This is a genomic window from Moraxella sp. ZY210820 (assembly GCF_030674635.1).
In the GTDB taxonomy this organism is placed as follows: Bacteria; Pseudomonadota; Gammaproteobacteria; order Pseudomonadales; family Moraxellaceae; genus Acinetobacter.
Genome location: NZ_CP089978.1, coordinates 2,121,358 through 2,140,295, shown reverse-complemented (window position 1 = coordinate 2,140,295; position 18,938 = coordinate 2,121,358). Strand labels below are relative to the sequence as shown.

Here is an 18,938-nt window from a genome sequence, read left to right as displayed (position 1 = left end):
TTAATACTAAGTTGGCGGTTTTATTGTTTTAAATTAACTAACTTAATAATGAGATTAAAAATGAGTACAAATTCAGCAGTTATTCAACTACAACAAGAAGCATTAGATGATACTTGTTCTGTAGAAAAATTAGTACGATTAACTTATACAATAGCAATGAAATTAGAGATGACAGAAATGATAGAATGGTGTAATAATGAGTTGTCAGGATATCATTAACAAAAAGATGTACCCCTTATCGTATTCTTAGAGGTTTCTTAAAAATCAAATTAAATAATGGGCAGGAAAAATATATTCCTAATAAATTGGGGGATATTAATATCCATGAAAATTTTTTAGATTGTACTATAATCCCATTACCATTGGCTAGATTGGAGAGTTTATTAAGAAATTCTGAGAAGTTTCTTGATTGTACTTATATTGATCCAAAAATTGAAGAAATATTACGTCATTATATTGATGAAAGTTTCAGGCAACATATAGAAAAAACAGGAGATTTCTTTCTTATTGATAAAAATACTAAAGAAATAGTGAGATATATGACTAATTATATAATAGTTATACAAATTCAAAGAAATCAAATTCTAGATATATTTTCTGAAGTTAGACAATATATTTTAAATTGGGCTCTATCTCTTGAAAAAGCAGGTATTTTGGGTGAAAATTTAATCTTCACTAAAGAGGAACAAAAGATGAGTGCTAATGTTACTTACAATATCCAGAGTGTTGGAAATATGGCGAACCATAATCAACATTCTACTATTCAACAATTATCATCTCCTGTTCAAAAAGGTGATTTTAATTCCTTAGAGTCGGCATTAAAATCACATGGTATCAGTACAGAAGATATTCAACAACTAAAAGAAATTCTTGATAATGTTCAACAACCTGTGAATGAGTTACCTGCTGAAGTAGATGGGTGGCTTGGAAAAATTGGGCGAACAGTCAAAGATATTTCTATTCAAACAATTGTAGGACTAATTACAGGTTATGCCTTAGGTTAAGTCAATTAAACCGCCAAATGGGAAACTGTTTGGTGTTTTTTACTTTTCTAAACTTCACGTTATAATCGCAATAAAGCAAGACACTTTTTAGGAGAATCATAATGCGTTTAGAAATTTCCCTACATATCGAACAAGCTATGCTGTATCATGCTCATCAACAAGGCGTCTCAGTCGAAACCGTTGCGATGCAAGCCTTAGAACAGCATTTTCATCAAGAACGCCCTTTAATTTTGATTTAGATGAAATGAAACAAGCAGTTGAGAGTGGTTTTAAACCTATGCCTGATTGAGCTACAAAAGATTTTGCAAGTTTTCAACGTTGGTTGCATGAGTAATGGGGTGTTATAAAAAGTTAAGTATTTCATAAATCTTGCAAAATCATTATTATCATAACCTAAATTTTTGCTACAATAGCTTTATCTTTTATCTGCATAGGTTTATTTCGTGTCCACTCCATTTTGGTATAACGCTTTATTGGCAATCGCAAAACCAATTTATCGCTGGAAAATTAAGCAAAAAGCACAAAATCAACAGCAATTTGACTTGGAAATTCGTCAACGCTTTGGTTCTTTTTTACCAGTAAAAAATAAACAGGCACTTTGGTTTCATGCGGTTTCTGTAGGTGAAACCAATGCAGTACAAGCATTAGTGGAGCATTATTTGCAACAAGGTCAGCCGATTTTAATGACCAATACCACCAAAACAGGGCAGGCACGAGCCAAACAGTTATTTGAAAGTAAATATCCACAATTATTCCAAGCGGTTTTTGTGCCAATTGACCAAAAGTCAGTTGTTCGTGCGTTTTTAGATAAATATCAGCCTAAATTATTAGTTTTGGTGGAAACTGAATTATGGGCAAATTTATTACATGAAGTGCGAGCTAGAAATATTCCAAGTGTGCTGGTCAATGCTCGCTTATCACAAAAATCAGCAGATAAATATGCTAAATATCCAAGTTTAACACAACCGATGTTACAACAGTTGAATGCAATTTTGGCACAAAATATTGAGACAAAACAACGCTTTATTCAGCTAGGTATGTCAGAACAGCATATTCAAGTGCTGGGGAATTTAAAATTTGATACAATTATCCCTGAACATTTTATTCATCAATCTAAGGTTTTACGTCAAGAATGGCAATTACAAGAGCGTGTGATTTTTACGCTTGCAAGTACTCATGCTCCAGAAGAATATGAAATTATTCAAGGGTTTCAAAAATATTTAGTACAACATCCGCAATTATTAGCAATTATTGCACCACGCCACCCAGAACGCTTTGATGAAGTTTATCAACAATGCCAAAGTTTAGGTTTACGCACCCATCGCCGTAGTTTGGGCGAGTCAATTCAAGCAGATACACAGGTGTATTTAGCAGATAGCATGGGCGAGTTATGGTTATGGTATGCCTTAAGTCGTACCTGTTTTGTTGGTGGCTCGTTAAATGAAAGTGGTGGTGGGCATAATATTTTAGAGCCAATGATGTTGGGTGTACCAACGATTACAGGGGATAAATATTTTAATTTTCAACAAATTGTCGATGAATTAATCGCCGTGCAAGGTATTAAAGTAGCGCAAAATTTTCAACAAGCGATTGAAAATTTAAAACAAGATTTAAGTGATGGACAGCGTGCAGGACAACGTGCCAAAAATGCACGTCAGGTTTTAGAGCGTAATCAAGGTTCATTAAAATGGCATATTCATAATATTGACCAATTACTGAAAGTTGCAAATGATTGGTAATCATCATGAATTTATTATTATTGCCTGAACATACCGATATTACACAACCTGTTTTGATTGATAATATACGTCAAATCAATCATTTACATCAAGTCTTAAAAATCAATGTAGGTGATGAGATTAAAATTGGTATTGCACAAGGTCAGCGATATTTAGCAAAAATTATTGAATTAAATCAAGATAATGTAAAAATTCAAGTCATTTTTCAAAGTGATTTTCCAGCAAATCCACCACAAAAACTACCTGTTACTTTAGTTTTGGCATTACCACGCCCAAAAGTTTTACGCCGAATGGTGCAAGATGCAACGGCAATGGGGGTGCAAAAAATCGTATTGTTACATAGTTATCATGTAGATAAAAGTTATTGGTCTAGCCCAATTCTACAACAACTTGATGAAGCGATGATTTTAGGATTAGAACAAGCACAAGATACGATTTTTCCTGAATTAACATGGGAAAAACGGTTTAAACCTTTTGTAGAAGACCGTTTAGCGGTATGGATTGATGAAAATTGTCCCGCTTATGTGGCTCATCCTTATGCTCAAGCTAGTTTACCATCTAACATACAACATGAGTGTATTTTAATAGTGGGTTGTGAGCGTGGTTTTATTGATTATGAAATCAATTTACTGATGGAAAATGGTTGTCAGATTTATCAATTGGGTTCACGTATTTTACGTACTGAAAATAGTGTACCTTATTGTTTAGGAAGATTATTTTATGAATAATGCAAATTTACAACAGATGATTCAACAATTATCATCAACAGAATTACAGGAAAAACAACGAATCATTCCTGATTTAACACAATGGAATCCGCAATTATGTGGTAAGATGGATTTGTGTATTAAAGCTAATGGCGAATGGTGGCATGAAGGCGTGCCTATTCAACGTCAGGCTTTGATTGATTTATTTTCTAAAGTTTTATGCTATGAAGATGGGCAATATTATTTAAAAACACCCATTGAAAAAATTCAAATTCAAGTGGAAGAAGCACCTTTACATATTAAAGATGTACAACAGCGTGGTGATGAGCTTTATTTTATTAGTACACAAGGTGATGAAATTTTGCTTGATGAACAACATTCAATTGAACTGCGAAAGGTTGATGGACAATATAAACCATATATTTATGTGCGTTATGGTTTATGGGCATTAATTCAACGTCATGCGTTTTATCATTTAATTGACTTGGGGCAGTTGCAACAAAATGCACAAAATGATACGATTTTAACCTTAAAAAGTGGTCATTTTAGTGTAGAATTAATCACGCCAAGCCTTTAAAAATAAACCTAATCATGAGTATTTATCATGTATAACACGCCACCTTTGAGTATCATTCATCAAAATACCTATCGTATTCCATTGAATGAGCAAAATACGCTTAATGATGCTCCGATTGGTATTTTTGATTCGGGGGTAGGTGGTTTGTCGGTGGCGATAGAAATTGCACGTCATTTGCCGAATGAAAAAATTATTTATTTTGCTGATACGGCAAATGTGCCTTATGGTGCAAAAAGCGACCAAGAAATTCGTGATTTAACGGCAAGGGCGATTGCGTGGCTCTATGAGCGTGGCTGTAAGTTGGTGGTTGTAGCGTGTAATTCGGCATCAGCTTTTAGTTTGGATTATTTGCGTCAATTTTATGGTGAACGTTTACCCATTATTGGCTTAGTGCCTGCTTTAAAGCCTGCGGTATTGCAAAGCAAAAATAAAGTGGTGGCGGTTTTAGCAACACCTGCAACATTTCGTGGTAAATTAATTCAAAATGTGATGCAAAATTTTGCACAACCTGCCAATGTGCAAGTATTATCCATTACTTGTTTGGATTTAGTACCTTATGTGGAGCAAGGATTGCAAATGAGTGAACAATGTTTAAACACATTATCAACTATTTTGAAACCAGCGATTGAGCAAGGGGCTGATTATTTAGTTTTGGGTTGTACGCACTATCCATTTTTACGTCCAGCTTTAGAACATTTATTTGCTGAGCAGCTTAATTTAATTGATTCTGGTTCGGCTGTCGCAAGGCAAACCGCTCGAGTATTATTACAAAATAAATTAAATTGTGTACAAGATATGGTTCATCAACCACACTTGAAAATTTTTAGTAGTGGACAGAATTTACAACAATTACAACAAATTATTCAACAATTATTACCAATCGATATATCATGGCAATTAGAATATGCGGTTAGTACTTAAGTTGATGTGAAAAAAATAAGATGAACACTTTTAAAAAAATAAATTAATGGTATAATTCCTTACTTAAATTAGAGAGTTATTTTTATATTCATATTTAGCCATAGAGAACTTATCGTTTATGTTTGAAAAACGCTATCAGGTTTTTTACTCAACTTCGGGTGAAGACACACGAAATGAACGTTTGCAACTTACGCAAGCGCTAAGTGCTATTGGTTGTTTTACAGTCGGGTTAGAACAAAGAACCCCTTTATCTAGTACATTGGCTCGCCGTCAGATTGATGAAAGTGATTATGTTGTTATGCTTATTGGTGGTAAATATGGTGAGCAGTCAGTTACAGGTGAAAGTTATTTACACTTAGAATATAAATATGCGGTTATGAGAAATAAGCCTATTATCGTGTTTATGGCAAAGCATCCTGAATTGATGGAGTTAAATTTAAGAGAAAATCATCCTAAATTGATTGAGCGTTTTGAACAATTTTGTGATGAATTAAGAAAAAATCATGAAGTGATTTATTATAATAACTTGCGTGATTTGGATATGAATATTCGTACCTTTATGCCAAAATTTATTGAAAAAAATCCACAAGAAGGCTGGGTGCAGGCACGTTATATTGAACAATTAAAACAAAAACTGCGAGATTTGGAAGAGCGAGTTGCAAAAGGAAGTGTCGTGTTGTCTGCAACTCGTTCATCACGTCCTGCAGTTGTTACACCAATACAAGAGCAATATTCATTTGACCATTTGCCTAAAGTTGCATTATTAAACAATGTGTCTTTGGAGTACCGTATTCACGCTTATCAAGATGGTAATTTTAGAGATGTACATCTAGTGCGTTATCTAACATGGATGCAAATTATTGAATTTTATGGTAAATATTTTCTTGAGCCAACGCCTGAAGAAGTCTTTAATAAAAGTATGAATGATTATTTAAATGATACTGCTTTATCAGAAGTACAGCAAAAATATCCACGTGTACATGCAGTGGCACGAGCTCAGATTGATTTAAAAATTTTAAAAATGGTTAAAGAACAGCTCCATCATCATGAATGGTTTAAACCAGTTGCGAAAGATGAAAAGCAACGTGTTTTATGGCAAATTACTGAGTTGGGTAAGCAGTATTTAAAATAGCTTGTTAGAAATTATGCAAAAATAATACAATGTGGGATATTCTAGTTTACTAGAAAAATATGTTACACTAATTATCATTTTTAAATTTTTGAGAAAATAATGCGTTTAGAGCTACAACAATTAAAAGTTGCCATCATTGGCTTGGGCTATGTGGGTTTACCATTGGCTGTGGAATTTGGTAAAAAGATTAAGACAGTTGGTTTTGATATTAATGCAAAACGTGTTGCTGAATTGCAACAAAATCAAGATCATACCTTAGAAGTTTCTCCTGATGAATTACAATTAGCAACATTGTTAAATTACACCGATGATTTAGAACAATTAAAAACGTGCAATTTTTTTATTGTTACTGTACCAACACCAATTGATGGCGTAAATCGTCCAGATTTAACACCGCTAAAAAAAGCCAGTGAAACAATTGGTAAGGTTTTGAAAAAGGGTGATATTGTCGTATATGAATCGACAGTATATCCTGGTGCAACAGAAGAAGTCTGCATTCCAGTATTAGAAAAAGTATCGGGTTTAAAGTTTAATGTAGATTTCTTTGCAGGTTATAGTCCAGAACGTATTAATCCTGGCGATAAAGTCAATACATTAACCAAAATTAAAAAGATTACTAGTGGTAGTACAGCTGAAATCGCAACCATTGTGAATGAAGTGTATGCAAGTATTATTACGGCAGGTACACATCAAGCCTCTTCGATTAAAGTTGCTGAGGCTGCCAAAGTGATTGAGAATACCCAGCGTGATTTGAATATTGCCTTAATCAATGAATTGTCGATTATTTTTGAGCGTATTGGTATTGATACACTTGATGTGCTTGAGGCGGCAGGTAGTAAATGGAATTTCTTACCCTTCCGTCCAGGTTTAGTGGGTGGGCATTGTATTGGTGTTGATCCCTATTATTTAACGCATAAAGCGGAAGAAGTGGGTTATCATCCACAAGTGATTTTGGCGGGTCGCCGTATTAATGATGAAATGGCACGTTATACTGCACAGCATACTGTTAAATTAATGTTGCAAAATGGTATTGATGTTCCACGTGCGAAAGTGGGTGTATTAGGTATTACCTTTAAAGAAAATTGCCCAGATATTCGCAATAGTAAAATTGTCGATATGATTCGTGAATTTAAAGAGTGGGGCGTGGACGTTGTTGTAGCTGACCCGTGGGCAGATACACAAGAAGTCTTTGATGAGTATGGTATTCATTTGACTGCGATGACCGAATTAAAAGATGTGGATACGTTGGTTGTGGCGGTGGGTCATCATGAGTTCCGTGAATTAACTGCACAACAGCTCAAGGATTTGGTGCGTTCTGATAAGCCTGTGATTGCTGATGTGAAAAGTTTATTTAATCGTGAACAACTTCAAGCGGTTGGCTTTACCGTATTCCGTTTATAATGTTTAGGAGTGATTATAGATGAAAAAATTTGCATTAATTGGTGCTGCTGGATATATTGCACCACGTCATTTAAAAGCCATTAAAGAAACGGGTAATGAGCTGGTTGTAGCAATGGATATTAATGATTCTGTTGGAATTATGGATAGTCATTTTCCTGAAGCGGAATTTTTTACAGAATTTGAGCAATTTGAAGCATTTGTAGAAGATCAAAAAATGAAAGGGAATAAATTGGACTATGTTTCAATTTGTTCTCCGAATTATCTGCATGCACCACATATGAAATATGCACTGAAAAATGGTATTGATGTCATTTGTGAAAAACCTTTGGTATTAAGTTCGCAAGATTTGGATATTTTGGCACAGTATGAGAAAGAATATGGTGCAAAAGTTAATTCAATTTTACAATTGCGTTTGCATCCATCTATTATTGCCTTGCGTGATAAAGTTCAAGCTGCCCCAGTAGATAAAGTCTTTGATGTGGATTTAACTTATTTAACTTCTCGTGGCAAATGGTATTTAAAATCATGGAAAGGGGTTGATGGTAAATCGGGCGGTGTTGCTACCAATATTGGCGTACATTTTTACGATATGTTACATTTTATCTTTGGTAAAATTGTTAAAAATGAAGTGCATTATTGTGATGAGCAGACTGCCTGCGGTTATTTAGAATATGAGCGTGCGAGAGTGCGTTGGTTCTTATCTATCGATGCCAATAATCTACCTGAAAATGCAGTGCAAGGTGAAAAATTAACTTATCGTAGTATTACCATTGAAAATGAAGAGTTAGAGTTTTCTGGTGGCTTTACTGATTTGCATACGCAAAGTTATCAACGCATATTAGATGGTAAAGGCTATGGCGTAGAAGAAAATCGTGTGGCGATTGAAACGGTTGAACATATTCGTGTAGCTGATATTGTGGAAAATCCAACAAATCCACATCCACTTTTGGCAAAGGTAAAGAAATAATGAGTTTTTATCAACATGAAACAGCCATTGTTGATGATGGTGCTGAAATTGGTGAAGGTTCACGGGTTTGGCATTTTGTTCATGTGTGTGGCGGTGCGAAAATCGGTAAAGGCGTATCACTTGGACAAAATGTATTTGTTGGTAATAAAGTAACCATTGGGGACAACTGCAAAATCCAAAATAACGTATCAGTTTATGATAATGTTTATTTAGAAGAAGGTGTATTTTGTGGTCCAAGCATGGTTTTTACCAATGTATATAATCCACGCTCATTAATTGAACGTAAAGACCAGTATCGTGATACGATTGTGAAAAAAGGAGCAACTTTAGGTGCAAACTGTACAATTGTATGTGGCGTTACTATTGGTGAATTTGCCTTTGTCGGTGCTGGTGCGGTTGTGAATAAAGATGTGCCTGCCTATGCTTTAATGGTAGGTGTACCAGCAAAACAAATTGGTTGGATGAGTGAGTTTGGTGAACAGTTGGATTTACCGTTATCTGGGCAGGCTGAAACAACTTGCCCGTATACAGGTAAAATTTATAAACTTGATGGTGAAACATTAACAAAAGTTTAGAGTAAGGTATGGAATTTATTGATTTAAAAAGTCAGCAACTGCGTTTAAAAGATAAAATTGATGCAGGTATTCAGCGAGTATTGGCTCATGGTCAATATATTCTAGGTCCTGAAGTGACTGAACTTGAAGAGAAATTAGCACATTATGTTGGTGCGAAGTATTGTATTACTTGTGCAAATGGCACAGATGCGTTACAAATTGCACAAATGGCGTTGGGTATTGGTGTTGGCGATGAAGTGATTACACCAGGTTTTACCTATATTGCGACTGCGGAAACGGTGGCATTATTAGGTGCAAAGCCTGTTTATGTCGATGTGAATCCGCAAACCTATAATATTGATATTCATCAATTAGAACAAGCTATTACACCTAAAACCAAAGCGATTATTCCTGTTAGTTTGTATGGACAGTGTGCTGATTTTGATGCGATTAATACGATTGCACAAAAATATAATATCCCTGTGATTGAAGATGCAGCACAAAGTTTTGGTGCGGCTTATAAAGGACGTAAAAGCTGTAATTTAACAACAATTGCATGTACGAGTTTTTTCCCTAGCAAACCTTTAGGTTGCTATGGTGATGGTGGTGCAATTTTTACCAATGATGAAGAGTTAGCAAAAGTCATTCGTCAAATCGCTCGTCATGGTCAAGATAGACGTTATCATCATATTCGTGTTGGGGTGAATAGTCGCTTGGATACATTGCAGGCAGCGATTTTATTGCCTAAACTTGAAATTTTAGATGAAGAAATTCAAGCTCGTCAAAAGGTTGCAGAAACTTATAATCGCTTGTTTAATGAAATGGGCATTATGACGACTCCATTTGTGGAAGAGCATAACCAATCCGCTTGGGCTCAATATACCATTCAAGTAGAAAATCGTGATGCAGTGCAAGAAAAGCTGAAAGCAAATGGTATTCCAACTGCGGTACATTATCCTATTCCGTTGAATAAACAGCCTGCTGTTGCAGATGATAGTGTGTATTTACCTGTTGGTGATGCGATTGCTGAAAGAGTGATGAGTTTGCCGATGCATGCTTATATGTCAAATACGGATATAATGTACTTAATTTCTAAAATAAATGGCTAAATAAAAATGAAAATTTCATTTTTAAAAAAACAAAAAGTATTTGTATCTATTGTATTCTTTTTGGGCGTAATTACAATATTTGCAAGTTATGCCCCAAATGAATTAAATTCAATTTTGCTGAAAATTAAGAATTTTATTTTTGATTATTTCGCATGGAGTTATGTTTTATTTACCTCTTTTTTTCTATTCATGTTGTTGTACCTTGTGTTTAGTAAGTATGGTGCGGTAGTATTGGGGGGGGCAACTAGTAAGCCAGAATTTTCTTTTTTAACATGGTTGTCTATGCTTTTTTCTGCAGGAATGGGGATAGGATTGATGTATTTTGGCGTTGCTGAACCAATTATGCATTTTTCTTCACCTATTTCAAATGGTAAAGCTGAAAATGCTTTATTACATACAATTTTCCATTGGGCTTTACATCCTTGGGCAATATATGGTGTTTTGGCACTAATTATTTCTTTTTTTAGTTATAAACAAAATCTTCCATTATCATTAAAATCTATATTATTTCCTATTTTTAAAAATCGAATCAATGGAGCTTTAGGGGTATTTGTCGATATTATTACTATTTTAGCGATTGTATTTGGTCTCATTACAACTTTCGCTTTAGGTTCATCACAACTAAATTCTGGATTGCTCTACTTGGGTATTCTCGATTCTGCTAATTTGATTACACAATTTACTATCATACTAACAGTTAGTATTATTGCTTGTATTTCATCTTTTACAGGAATAAATTCAGGTGTAAGAAAGTTAAGTAATCTCAACTTCTTTTTGGCATTGTTTTTATTAGCTGTTTTTATATATTTTTCAGGTAAAATAGTTTTTTCATTTTTTTTGGAGAATTTTGGTTATTACTTAAACAACTTATTTAAATTAAGCTTTAGTACTTTTGCCTATGACGGACAACATGCAGAATGGTTTAAAAGTTGGACATTATTTTACTGGGCATGGTGGGTGTCTTGGGCTCCATTTGTAGCTTTATTTATTGCACGAATTTCAAAGGGTAGAACAATTAGAGAATTTATTTTAGGTGTTTTAATAGCCCCATCATTATTGGCATTACTGTGGTTTACTGTTTTTGGTAATACAGCTATTAGCATTGATGTTATGAATAATGGAGTGCTTAGTGCATTTAGTAAAAGTCCAGATATTCTATTGTTTAAGTTTTTTGAATTTTTTCCATTGTCAACACCAATTACAGCAGTGTCGATGATGATTGTATTTTTATTCTTTATTACATCTATAGACTCTGGGATTTTGGTCTTAAATCATCTAACCTTTGGACAATCTGATAGGGTGTCATATATCCAAAGTTTATTTTGGGTAAGTGTTTTTGTTTTTTTAACAACTGTTTTACTAATAACTGGGGGGGTAAATGCTATCCAAAATCTCGTCATTATTATTGCTTTACCATTGTTATTCTTTATGTTCTTTTCTTGTATATTGTTTTTATTTACTTTGATAAAAAATGAGTTTAAGAGAGAGTAAAATTGTTTAAAAAATATCTGTCATCTGATATTGTCAAGAATATTTCTATTTTATTTTTCGGTACAATTTTAGCACAAATGATTCCATTTTTGGCATCACCAATATTAACTCGTTTGTATACTCCAGAAGCCTTTGGGTTATTCTCTATATTTTTAAGTTTAAGCCTTATTATTGCTTCATTTTCAACGGGTAAATATGAGCTTGCTATTATGTTGCCTAAAAAAGAGAATAAATCATTTTATTTGTTTATATTGGCGATAGCGTTCTCACTCGTATTTAATGTTATATTTTTTTTGGTTTTATTGTGTTTTAATGTAGAAATTGCAAAATTAATTCAATTTTCAGGAAGAGTTGAATATTTGTACTTATGCCCTTTATTGGCATTTGTTACTGCAATATACAGTTCGAGTCAGTATTTTTTTAATAGAAAACAACAGTATAAGAAAGTTACCAATAATAAATTGGTTCAAGCAACATTAATTACATTTACACAAGTTACTTTTGCTAAGTTTTTAAATACTTTAGGGTTAATGATTGGGCATCTAGTAGGTTGTATTTTGGCTGTTTTAAATTTGATAAAAGGTGGTTTAAAAAGTGAACATAAATATTTGAAATCAATAAGTTTTAAACGCTTATTACTGGTAGCTAAAGAGTATAAAAAATTTCCTATTTTTTTTAGCTTTTCTTATGGGCTTAATACTTTTGTTACGAATATTATTCCAATTTTACTCACGACATCATTTGGTTTGAAATATGCAGGTTTTTATGTGTTGGTGCAAAGAACATTTGGTATGCCAGCTAGTATGATTGTAAGTTCAATTAGTGGTGTTTTTTTTCAAAAAGCAACAACACAACAAGATTGTAGAAAATTGTATTTGACTATTTCACTTTGTCTATTTTTGGTTGGTGCACCATTTGTAGTGATGTTTTATTATTATGCACCAATGCTTTTTCAATATATGTTTGGTAAAGAGTGGATGGCTGCTGGAGAAATTGCTTCAATTTTGGCTTTTGTCTATTGGTTGTCAATCTCCACTAATTGTGTAGCACAATTTTCTACTATTCATCAAAAAGTAATGTATAATATTGGTTGGCAAATTGCCTTGTTGTGTGGTGTGCTGTTGGCTTGGCATTTGGGCGATATTCATCAAGATATTTTTGTGTATTTTAAAGTTTTTGTAATAGTACAATGCTTGCTATATATTATTGGATATGTTTATGAGTATTATCTTTGCTTTAAACAAGCGAAAGGTGGTAAGGTATAGTTATGTTAGGTCATGTTAAACGTTTTGCGTGGAAATTTCTGAATAAAATTTCTTATATAGTTTTGTCATCAAGAAAGCAACAAATTAGTCAAAATGATCAAATTGTAGCTGTTTTTGTTGATTATTTAGATGCTTCTTTTTTATTAGCTTCGCCAAAACTAAATGGTAAAAAAATAGTATTATTTTGTACACATCGCTCACCATTATTTCAAATGTTTAGAACAGGCGTACAGAAAAAAATTGCAAAAGTTATTTTTGTTGAAAATTATGCAGAAAATCAATATGATTTTTTAGTGCAATCATGTAAAAATAATAACGTAGAGGTAGTCATGATTCAGGCAGGAGATTTTTTAGTGCCTGCCTACAATTATGTAAACTGTGCGATTGGTGCAAAAGGGAATAGTGAGTTAGCTGTTGCTTGTTCTTTGGATAAAGGTGTGATGAGAGCGGCTTTAAATAGCAATAATATCTCACCATTTAAAATGCTAGATTTGAAAAGTAAAGATGACATTGAAAAAGTTGATTTTTATCCATGTGTTTTAAAACCAAAAATTGGTACTTTTTCTGAAGGTGTTGTTTTATTACAATCAAAAGATGATTTTTATCACTTAATTGATGAGGCTGAAAAGCAACGTAGAAAAACAGAGTTTGAAACAGGTTATATTGTTGAAGAATACATTGAAGGACGTCAATTCGATGTTGAAGGTATTGTTCACAATGGCGAATTGGTTATTTTATCAATTGTAGAAGAAAACTATACAGGATTTTTTCCATATTTTAACATTAATTGGTTTTTCTTTAATGCCTTTGTTGGAGAAGAATTATACAATAAAATATATGACACATTGCAACGTGCTTTTGTAGCTTGTGGTATGTTACATGGTGCATATCATTGTGAATTAAGGATTGATAAAAATGGTGATGTTCGCATTTTAGAGTTTTCTAATAGAATGGGTGGTGGTTTTGAAAAGCCAATTAGTGATGTGACAGGTAGTAGTTTTGCTGATCTATATGTAGAATCTATGTTGGATATACTTAAGACTACTGCTGTAATAAATAAAAATCACTATCTGCTACAGAAGTATTTCCAATACCCTGAAGAGCTGGAGCAATGGAAAGAATATTTGAAGCGAGCAAATATTTCATATTCCTTTAAACCTTTGTTTTATCGAGGGCATATTGGTATGATGAATATTTATCATCATAATAAAGAGGTTATGTTAAAGATTGCTCAAGATTTTGATTTAATATTTAAAACTCCAATTTAAATACTTGGGCGGTAATTTATGAATTTTCAGAACATTAATTGGCAAAATATTGATAAGTGGTTTCTTTTAATTCTTAAGGAGCGTTATGGTGTTGATTTTATAATTGAACGTACACCTAATAGGGTTAAAATATCTTTACCAAATATGGAGAATTCTATTGTTATCAATAAGATTGATATTGCTTTTTATAATTATGCAAATGCATTAAATATTGGCTGTACAAAATGGAGTGCTTCATCAAATGGTTTTACGGGTATCATTGATGATGAATTGTATTTACCTTATGGTAATGAATTAACTGACGTGCTAATCAAAGAAGAATTTGGAAATTATATTTTCAATTATGATTTTTTAGGACTGGTTTATTGGATACTGAATAGATTGGAGGAAGTTAATTCGATATATGTAGATCGGTTTGATAGATTTGATCCAAAATTTTCCCATGCTTATGTACATGGTTATTTGCAACGTCCAATTGTTGATGAGTGGTTTGATATTTTCAAACAAGTGATGTTGAGATTATGGTCCACCATTCAATTACAAGAGACAAAATTTAGATTTGAAATATCTCATGATGTTGATAGACCTACTCGGTATGGTTTTAAAAATGGAATAAATCTGATTAAAGCTGTGTTGAGTGATATAAAGAACGGCTATATTTCAGATGCTATTATTGCTCCTTTGGTTAAACTGAATAGTCATAATAATCTACATGCAAAAGATCCATATAATACCTTTGAGTGGATATTGAATATATCTAAAAAATTGAATATAAAGAATGCTTTTTATTTTATTGCGGATGGTAAGCATGCTAATGATGCTGATTATAAATTGTCCCATACTTCTATACAAAACTTATTAAAAAAAATAGCTGAGCATGGGCATGAGATTGGTCTGCATCCTAGTTTTGATACATACTTAAATCCAGAGCAATTACAAAAAGAGCTCCTTTTGTTAAAAGATGTGTGTAATAAACTGGGTATTCATCAAAATACTTGGGGGGGGAGAATGCATTATTTAAGATGGTCTCATCCTAATACTTTACAGTCATGGAATGATGTTGGTTTGAGTTATGATTCAACATTGGGCTATTCTGCTGAGACAGGCTTTCGTTGTGGGACATGTCATGAGTATACCATGTTTAATCCTGTTACTTATGAACTACTAAAGCTTAAACAAAAGCCATTAATTTTCATGGAGGTTATGTGTGTACAAGATACTCAGCTTAACTTAGATACAAAAAATGAGATACAAAATCATATTTATGAATTAATTGAAATTGTTAAAAAGTTAAATGGTAACTTTACTTTTTTATGGCATAACAGTAATTTGAGAAACCCTTTATCTAGACAATTATATGAAGATACCTTAGAGTTTTTAGTTTCAAAAACCTAATTTATCTTTGAGTGCATAAAATGAACATGAATTTTGCTTTCAATGAGCTAAGTAAGTATTCTTTGTTGATATTGTTTCCAGGCTTTTTTATATATCATAGTATGGTTGCAATGTCATTTATACCTGCTTTTTTAGGTGGATATTTTTCTTTAATGAGTGTTGCTTTATTAGGTATATATGCTTTTTTTAGTTTGTTTATTAATAAAATTAGAAAAGAATTATTATTGCCATACTTTGTTTTTATTTTTTGGTTTGTCATGGTCTCTATTTTTTATTTTTTGGGAGATAAACAAACTAATGATTATATATTATATCAATGGTCTTTGATTGCAATAATATCTAATATTATTTGTTTCTGTATTTTTTCTAATCTTAACTTAAATGGAAAAATAAAACGTAGTTTGATATTTTCTCTATGTTTAATGGTTGTGATTATTCTATTAAATATTGATTCATCAGGTAGGTTCTTATTGGCTGTTAGTGATAATGATAGCGTAGCAAGTTATCAAGCATTTGGACGTTCATTACTAGTTGTGGGGTTTATAACGTTTATTCTAACTCAGGGTTGGTCTAGGTTTTTGATAGTGGTGTTATCGATTTTCGCCTTGTATTTTAATACGGCTCGTTCGGAGTTTGTATGTTTTATTATTGCAATTGTATTGTATTATGGGTTAGATTTTTTGATTAAACGAAATAGTTTAAACAAATATATTAATTTATTCTTAATTATAGTGATTGTTTCTGGTGGTATATATTTTATGAAACAAATAACATTTGATGACTTAAATAGAACGGCACAACTTATAGATATTTCAAATTCTAGTTCATTTGCTGGACGTAAAGAGTTACAAGATTATGCTGTTAATAGTATTGTAAATAATATTTTCTTTGGTAATTATGGGTATTATATGGATAGATTTGGTAAAGGAGGTTATGTACACAACGCTTTGTCAATTTTGGCTGATTTTGGATTATTTGCTTTTATTTTTTATGTATTTAGTGTGGTTTATTTATGGATATATTCTATTGTACAATTTTTTAAGATGTCATCAGATAATCATTATATTAAATTATTGCTATTGTGCTCAACCTGTTTGCTTATTGTTATGATAACAAGTAAAGATTATTCATATATGTTTTTAGGTATAGTATCGGGTATTTATTTTAACAGAAATATCCAGTCAAATTAATTAGTAGGTTATATTATGAAAGCTGTTCATTTAACATCAGTACATCCGCGTTATGATACACGTATTTTTGTAAAAGAATGTGTGTCTTTAACTAATCATGGTTATGATGTATCTTTAGTTGTTGCTGATGGTAAAGGCGATGAACAAAAAAATGGTGTTTCTATTTATGATATAGGTGCACCAAAAAGCCGTTGGGATCGTATGAGAAATGCACCAATGCGTGTTTTTCGAAAAGCAATTGAGTTAGATGCACAAATTTATCATTTTCATGACCCCGAGTTAATTTCAATTGGCTTGAAACTTAAGAAAATGGGTAAAAAAGTTATTTTTGATGCACATGAAGATACACCTAAACAAATTTTGAGTAAACCATATTTGTATAAATCTTTAAGAAATCTTATTTCTAAAGTTTTTGGTACTTATGAGCAATGGGCTTCTAAGCAATTAGATGCAGTCGTTGCTGCAACTCCTTTTTTAAGAGATAAATTTTTAAAATTTGGTATAACAGTAGTAGATGTTAATAATTATCCATTACTAAGTGAATTCAACATTGGGGAAATTGATTGGTCTCAAAAGCAAAATTATGTTTGTTATATTGGTGGTTTATCTAGAGTACGAGGTATTTTAGAAATAGTAGAAGCAATGCAATATGTTCAAAATAACACAAGACTAACAATTGCTGGTTCATATTCAGAGGCTAATCTTAAGCAAGAGGTTATACAATCTATAGGTTGGAATAATGTAGATTATTTAGGTTGGCAAAATCGGGTGGGTATTCAAGATATTTTAAATGATTCGATTGCAGGTTTAGTAACTTTACACCCAATTATTAATTATTTAGATGCATTACCAGTTAAGATGTTTGAGTATATGGCGGCAGGCATTCCTGTAATAGCTTCAGATATTCCATTATGGAAACAGATTATTGATGAGAATCAATGTGGTGTGTGCGTAAATCCATTTGACTCCAAAGCAATTGCACAAGCTATTAATCATTTAGTTGAAAATCCTGAAAATGCTGAAAAAATGGGGTATAATGGTCAGCAAGCAGTTTTGCAAAAATATAATTGGTCGATAGAAGAGCAGAAGCTAATTACGTTATATCGAAAATTAATTTAAAAAGGTAGGTAAAACATGACTCAAAAAATTTTAACAGTAATTGGAGCTAGACCGCAATTTATCAAAGCGAGTGTGGTATCATCAGCAATTCAACAAAAGAATGGATTGAGTGAAATTATTATTCATACTGGACAGCATTTTGATGAAAATATGTCCAAAATATTCTTTGATGAATTGGGTATTCCGAAGCCGAATTACCAATTAAATATTAATGGTAATAGTCATGGTGCAATGACTGCTCGTATGTTGGAGGAAATTGAAAAAATTTGTTTAGCTGAAACTCCTGATTATTTAATGGTTTATGGAGATACCAACTCAACTTTGGCTGGAGCATTGGCTGCATCTAAATTGCATATTCCTGTAGTACATATTGAAGCGGGTTTACGTAGTTTTAATATGCAGATGCCTGAAGAAATTAATCGTATTTTAACTGATCAAGTGAGTGAAATTTTATTTTGTCCAACAGAGACAGCGATACAAAATTTAAAACAAGAAGGCTTTGATAAGAAACCAGTGAAAATATATAATGTTGGCGATGTTATGCAAGACTCTTCTTTATTTTTTTCTAATAAAGCGACTAAAGGATATTTATTAAAAAATATACCTGAAAGTAATTTTATTTTAGCAACATTACATCGTGCTGAAAATACAGATGATGTGGATCGGTTAAAATCGATTGTTGAAGCATTAAATTATATTCATGATAATATTCTACCTATAGTGTTACCATTGCACCCAAGAACTAGAAAAGTTATCCAAAATTTGGGCTTAAATTTAAAAGTCAATCTTTTGGAACCAGTAGGCTATTTGGATATGATCTGGTTACTTAAACATTGTAATTTAGTTTTATCTGATAGTGGTGGTGTACAGAAAGAAGCTTTCTTCTTTAAGAAACCATGTGTAACCATGCGAGATCAAACAGAATGGGTTGAATTGATTGAGAGTGGTGTCAATGTATTGTCTGGTGCTAATACTAGAAAGATTATAGAAATGGTGCAAAATATGTTAGGTAAAGAAATTAATGACCCATATCAATTGTATGGCGGTGGTGAGGCATCAAAGCGTATAGCAACAATTTTATCTGAAAAAGGTTAAATAT

19 protein-coding genes and 1 pseudogene are annotated in these 18,938 nt (G+C 32.5%); all 20 read left to right on the top strand.

What is annotated here, in order from left to right; all coding sequences use genetic code 11:
* Positions 1-60 precede the first annotated feature (60 nt).
* The 20 genes and pseudogenes from LU301_RS10710 to wecB all read left to right on the top strand — a co-directional run bounded on the left by LU301_RS10710 (position 61) and on the right by wecB (position 18,934).
* A complete protein-coding gene (locus LU301_RS10710) occupies positions 61-219 on the top strand; it encodes an AbiTii domain-containing protein (protein ID WP_305270666.1) in 159 nt (52 codons plus the stop codon).
* 320 nt (positions 220-539) lie between these two features.
* Positions 540-650 (top strand): annotated as a pseudogene (locus LU301_RS12120) (hypothetical protein); the annotation flags it as partial.
* A gap of 42 nt (positions 651-692) precedes the next feature.
* Positions 693-1,004, top strand: a complete 312-nt coding sequence (locus LU301_RS12115; RefSeq protein ID WP_305270665.1) for a hypothetical protein — start codon at positions 693-695, stop codon at positions 1,002-1,004.
* 101 nt (positions 1,005-1,105) lie between these two features.
* On the top strand, positions 1,106-1,243 hold the full coding sequence (locus LU301_RS10700) for a hypothetical protein (RefSeq protein ID WP_305270663.1): 138 nt from the start codon (positions 1,106-1,108) through the stop codon (positions 1,241-1,243).
* Between the two features lie 204 nt (positions 1,244-1,447).
* Entirely contained in the window at positions 1,448-2,743 is a 1,296-nt protein-coding gene (locus LU301_RS10695; RefSeq protein ID WP_305270661.1) for a 3-deoxy-D-manno-octulosonic acid transferase, read from the top strand.
* Positions 2,744-2,748: 5 nt separating this feature from the next.
* Positions 2,749-3,471, top strand: coding sequence for a 16S rRNA (uracil(1498)-N(3))-methyltransferase (locus LU301_RS10690; protein WP_305270659.1), 723 nt, complete (start codon positions 2,749-2,751; stop codon positions 3,469-3,471).
* Positions 3,464-4,027, top strand: a complete 564-nt coding sequence (locus LU301_RS10685; RefSeq protein ID WP_305270657.1) for a DUF1285 domain-containing protein — start codon at positions 3,464-3,466, stop codon at positions 4,025-4,027. Before LU301_RS10690 ends, LU301_RS10685 begins: the two co-directional genes overlap by 8 nt.
* Before the next feature lie 27 nt (positions 4,028-4,054).
* Entirely contained in the window at positions 4,055-4,948 is an 894-nt protein-coding gene (gene murI, locus LU301_RS10680; RefSeq protein ID WP_305270655.1) for a glutamate racemase, read from the top strand.
* 118 nt (positions 4,949-5,066) lie between these two features.
* Positions 5,067-6,080, top strand: coding sequence for a DUF4062 domain-containing protein (locus LU301_RS10675; RefSeq protein ID WP_305270653.1), 1,014 nt, complete (start codon positions 5,067-5,069; stop codon positions 6,078-6,080).
* Between the two features lie 99 nt (positions 6,081-6,179).
* Entirely contained in the window at positions 6,180-7,481 is a 1,302-nt protein-coding gene (locus tag LU301_RS10670; protein ID WP_305270650.1) for a nucleotide sugar dehydrogenase, read from the top strand.
* Positions 7,482-7,500: 19 nt separating this feature from the next.
* Positions 7,501-8,448, top strand: a complete 948-nt coding sequence (locus LU301_RS10665; RefSeq protein WP_305270648.1) for a Gfo/Idh/MocA family oxidoreductase — start codon at positions 7,501-7,503, stop codon at positions 8,446-8,448.
* Positions 8,448-9,023 carry a UDP-2-acetamido-3-amino-2,3-dideoxy-D-glucuronate N-acetyltransferase gene (gene wbpD, locus LU301_RS10660; RefSeq protein ID WP_305270646.1) on the top strand — a complete coding sequence of 192 codons (576 nt, stop codon included), beginning with the start codon at positions 8,448-8,450 and terminating at the stop codon, positions 9,021-9,023. The genes LU301_RS10665 and wbpD overlap by 1 nt, the downstream gene beginning before the upstream one ends.
* 8 nt (positions 9,024-9,031) lie before the next feature.
* Positions 9,032-10,111, top strand: coding sequence for a DegT/DnrJ/EryC1/StrS family aminotransferase (locus LU301_RS10655; protein WP_305270644.1), 1,080 nt, complete (start codon positions 9,032-9,034; stop codon positions 10,109-10,111).
* A gap of 6 nt (positions 10,112-10,117) precedes the next feature.
* A complete protein-coding gene (locus tag LU301_RS10650) occupies positions 10,118-11,602 on the top strand; it encodes a BCCT family transporter (protein ID WP_305270642.1) in 1,485 nt (494 codons plus the stop codon).
* A gap of 2 nt (positions 11,603-11,604) precedes the next feature.
* On the top strand, positions 11,605-12,867 hold the full coding sequence (locus LU301_RS10645; protein ID WP_305270640.1) for a lipopolysaccharide biosynthesis protein: 1,263 nt from the start codon (positions 11,605-11,607) through the stop codon (positions 12,865-12,867).
* Between the two features lie 2 nt (positions 12,868-12,869).
* Entirely contained in the window at positions 12,870-14,135 is a 1,266-nt protein-coding gene (locus tag LU301_RS10640; RefSeq protein WP_305270638.1) for an ATP-grasp domain-containing protein, read from the top strand.
* 18 nt (positions 14,136-14,153) lie between these two features.
* On the top strand, positions 14,154-15,530 hold the full coding sequence (locus tag LU301_RS10635; protein ID WP_305270636.1) for a polysaccharide deacetylase family protein: 1,377 nt from the start codon (positions 14,154-14,156) through the stop codon (positions 15,528-15,530).
* A 20-nt stretch (positions 15,531-15,550) separates the two neighbouring features.
* A complete protein-coding gene (locus LU301_RS10630; protein ID WP_305270634.1) occupies positions 15,551-16,720 on the top strand; it encodes a hypothetical protein in 1,170 nt (389 codons plus the stop codon).
* 15 nt (positions 16,721-16,735) lie between these two features.
* Positions 16,736-17,839, top strand: a complete 1,104-nt coding sequence (locus LU301_RS10625) for a glycosyltransferase family 4 protein (RefSeq protein WP_305270632.1) — start codon at positions 16,736-16,738, stop codon at positions 17,837-17,839.
* A 15-nt stretch (positions 17,840-17,854) separates the two neighbouring features.
* Complete coding sequence (wecB, locus tag LU301_RS10620; RefSeq protein ID WP_305270630.1) at positions 17,855-18,934, top strand: non-hydrolyzing UDP-N-acetylglucosamine 2-epimerase; 1,080 nt, start codon at positions 17,855-17,857, stop codon at positions 18,932-18,934.
* Positions 18,935-18,938: the final 4 nt, after the last annotated feature.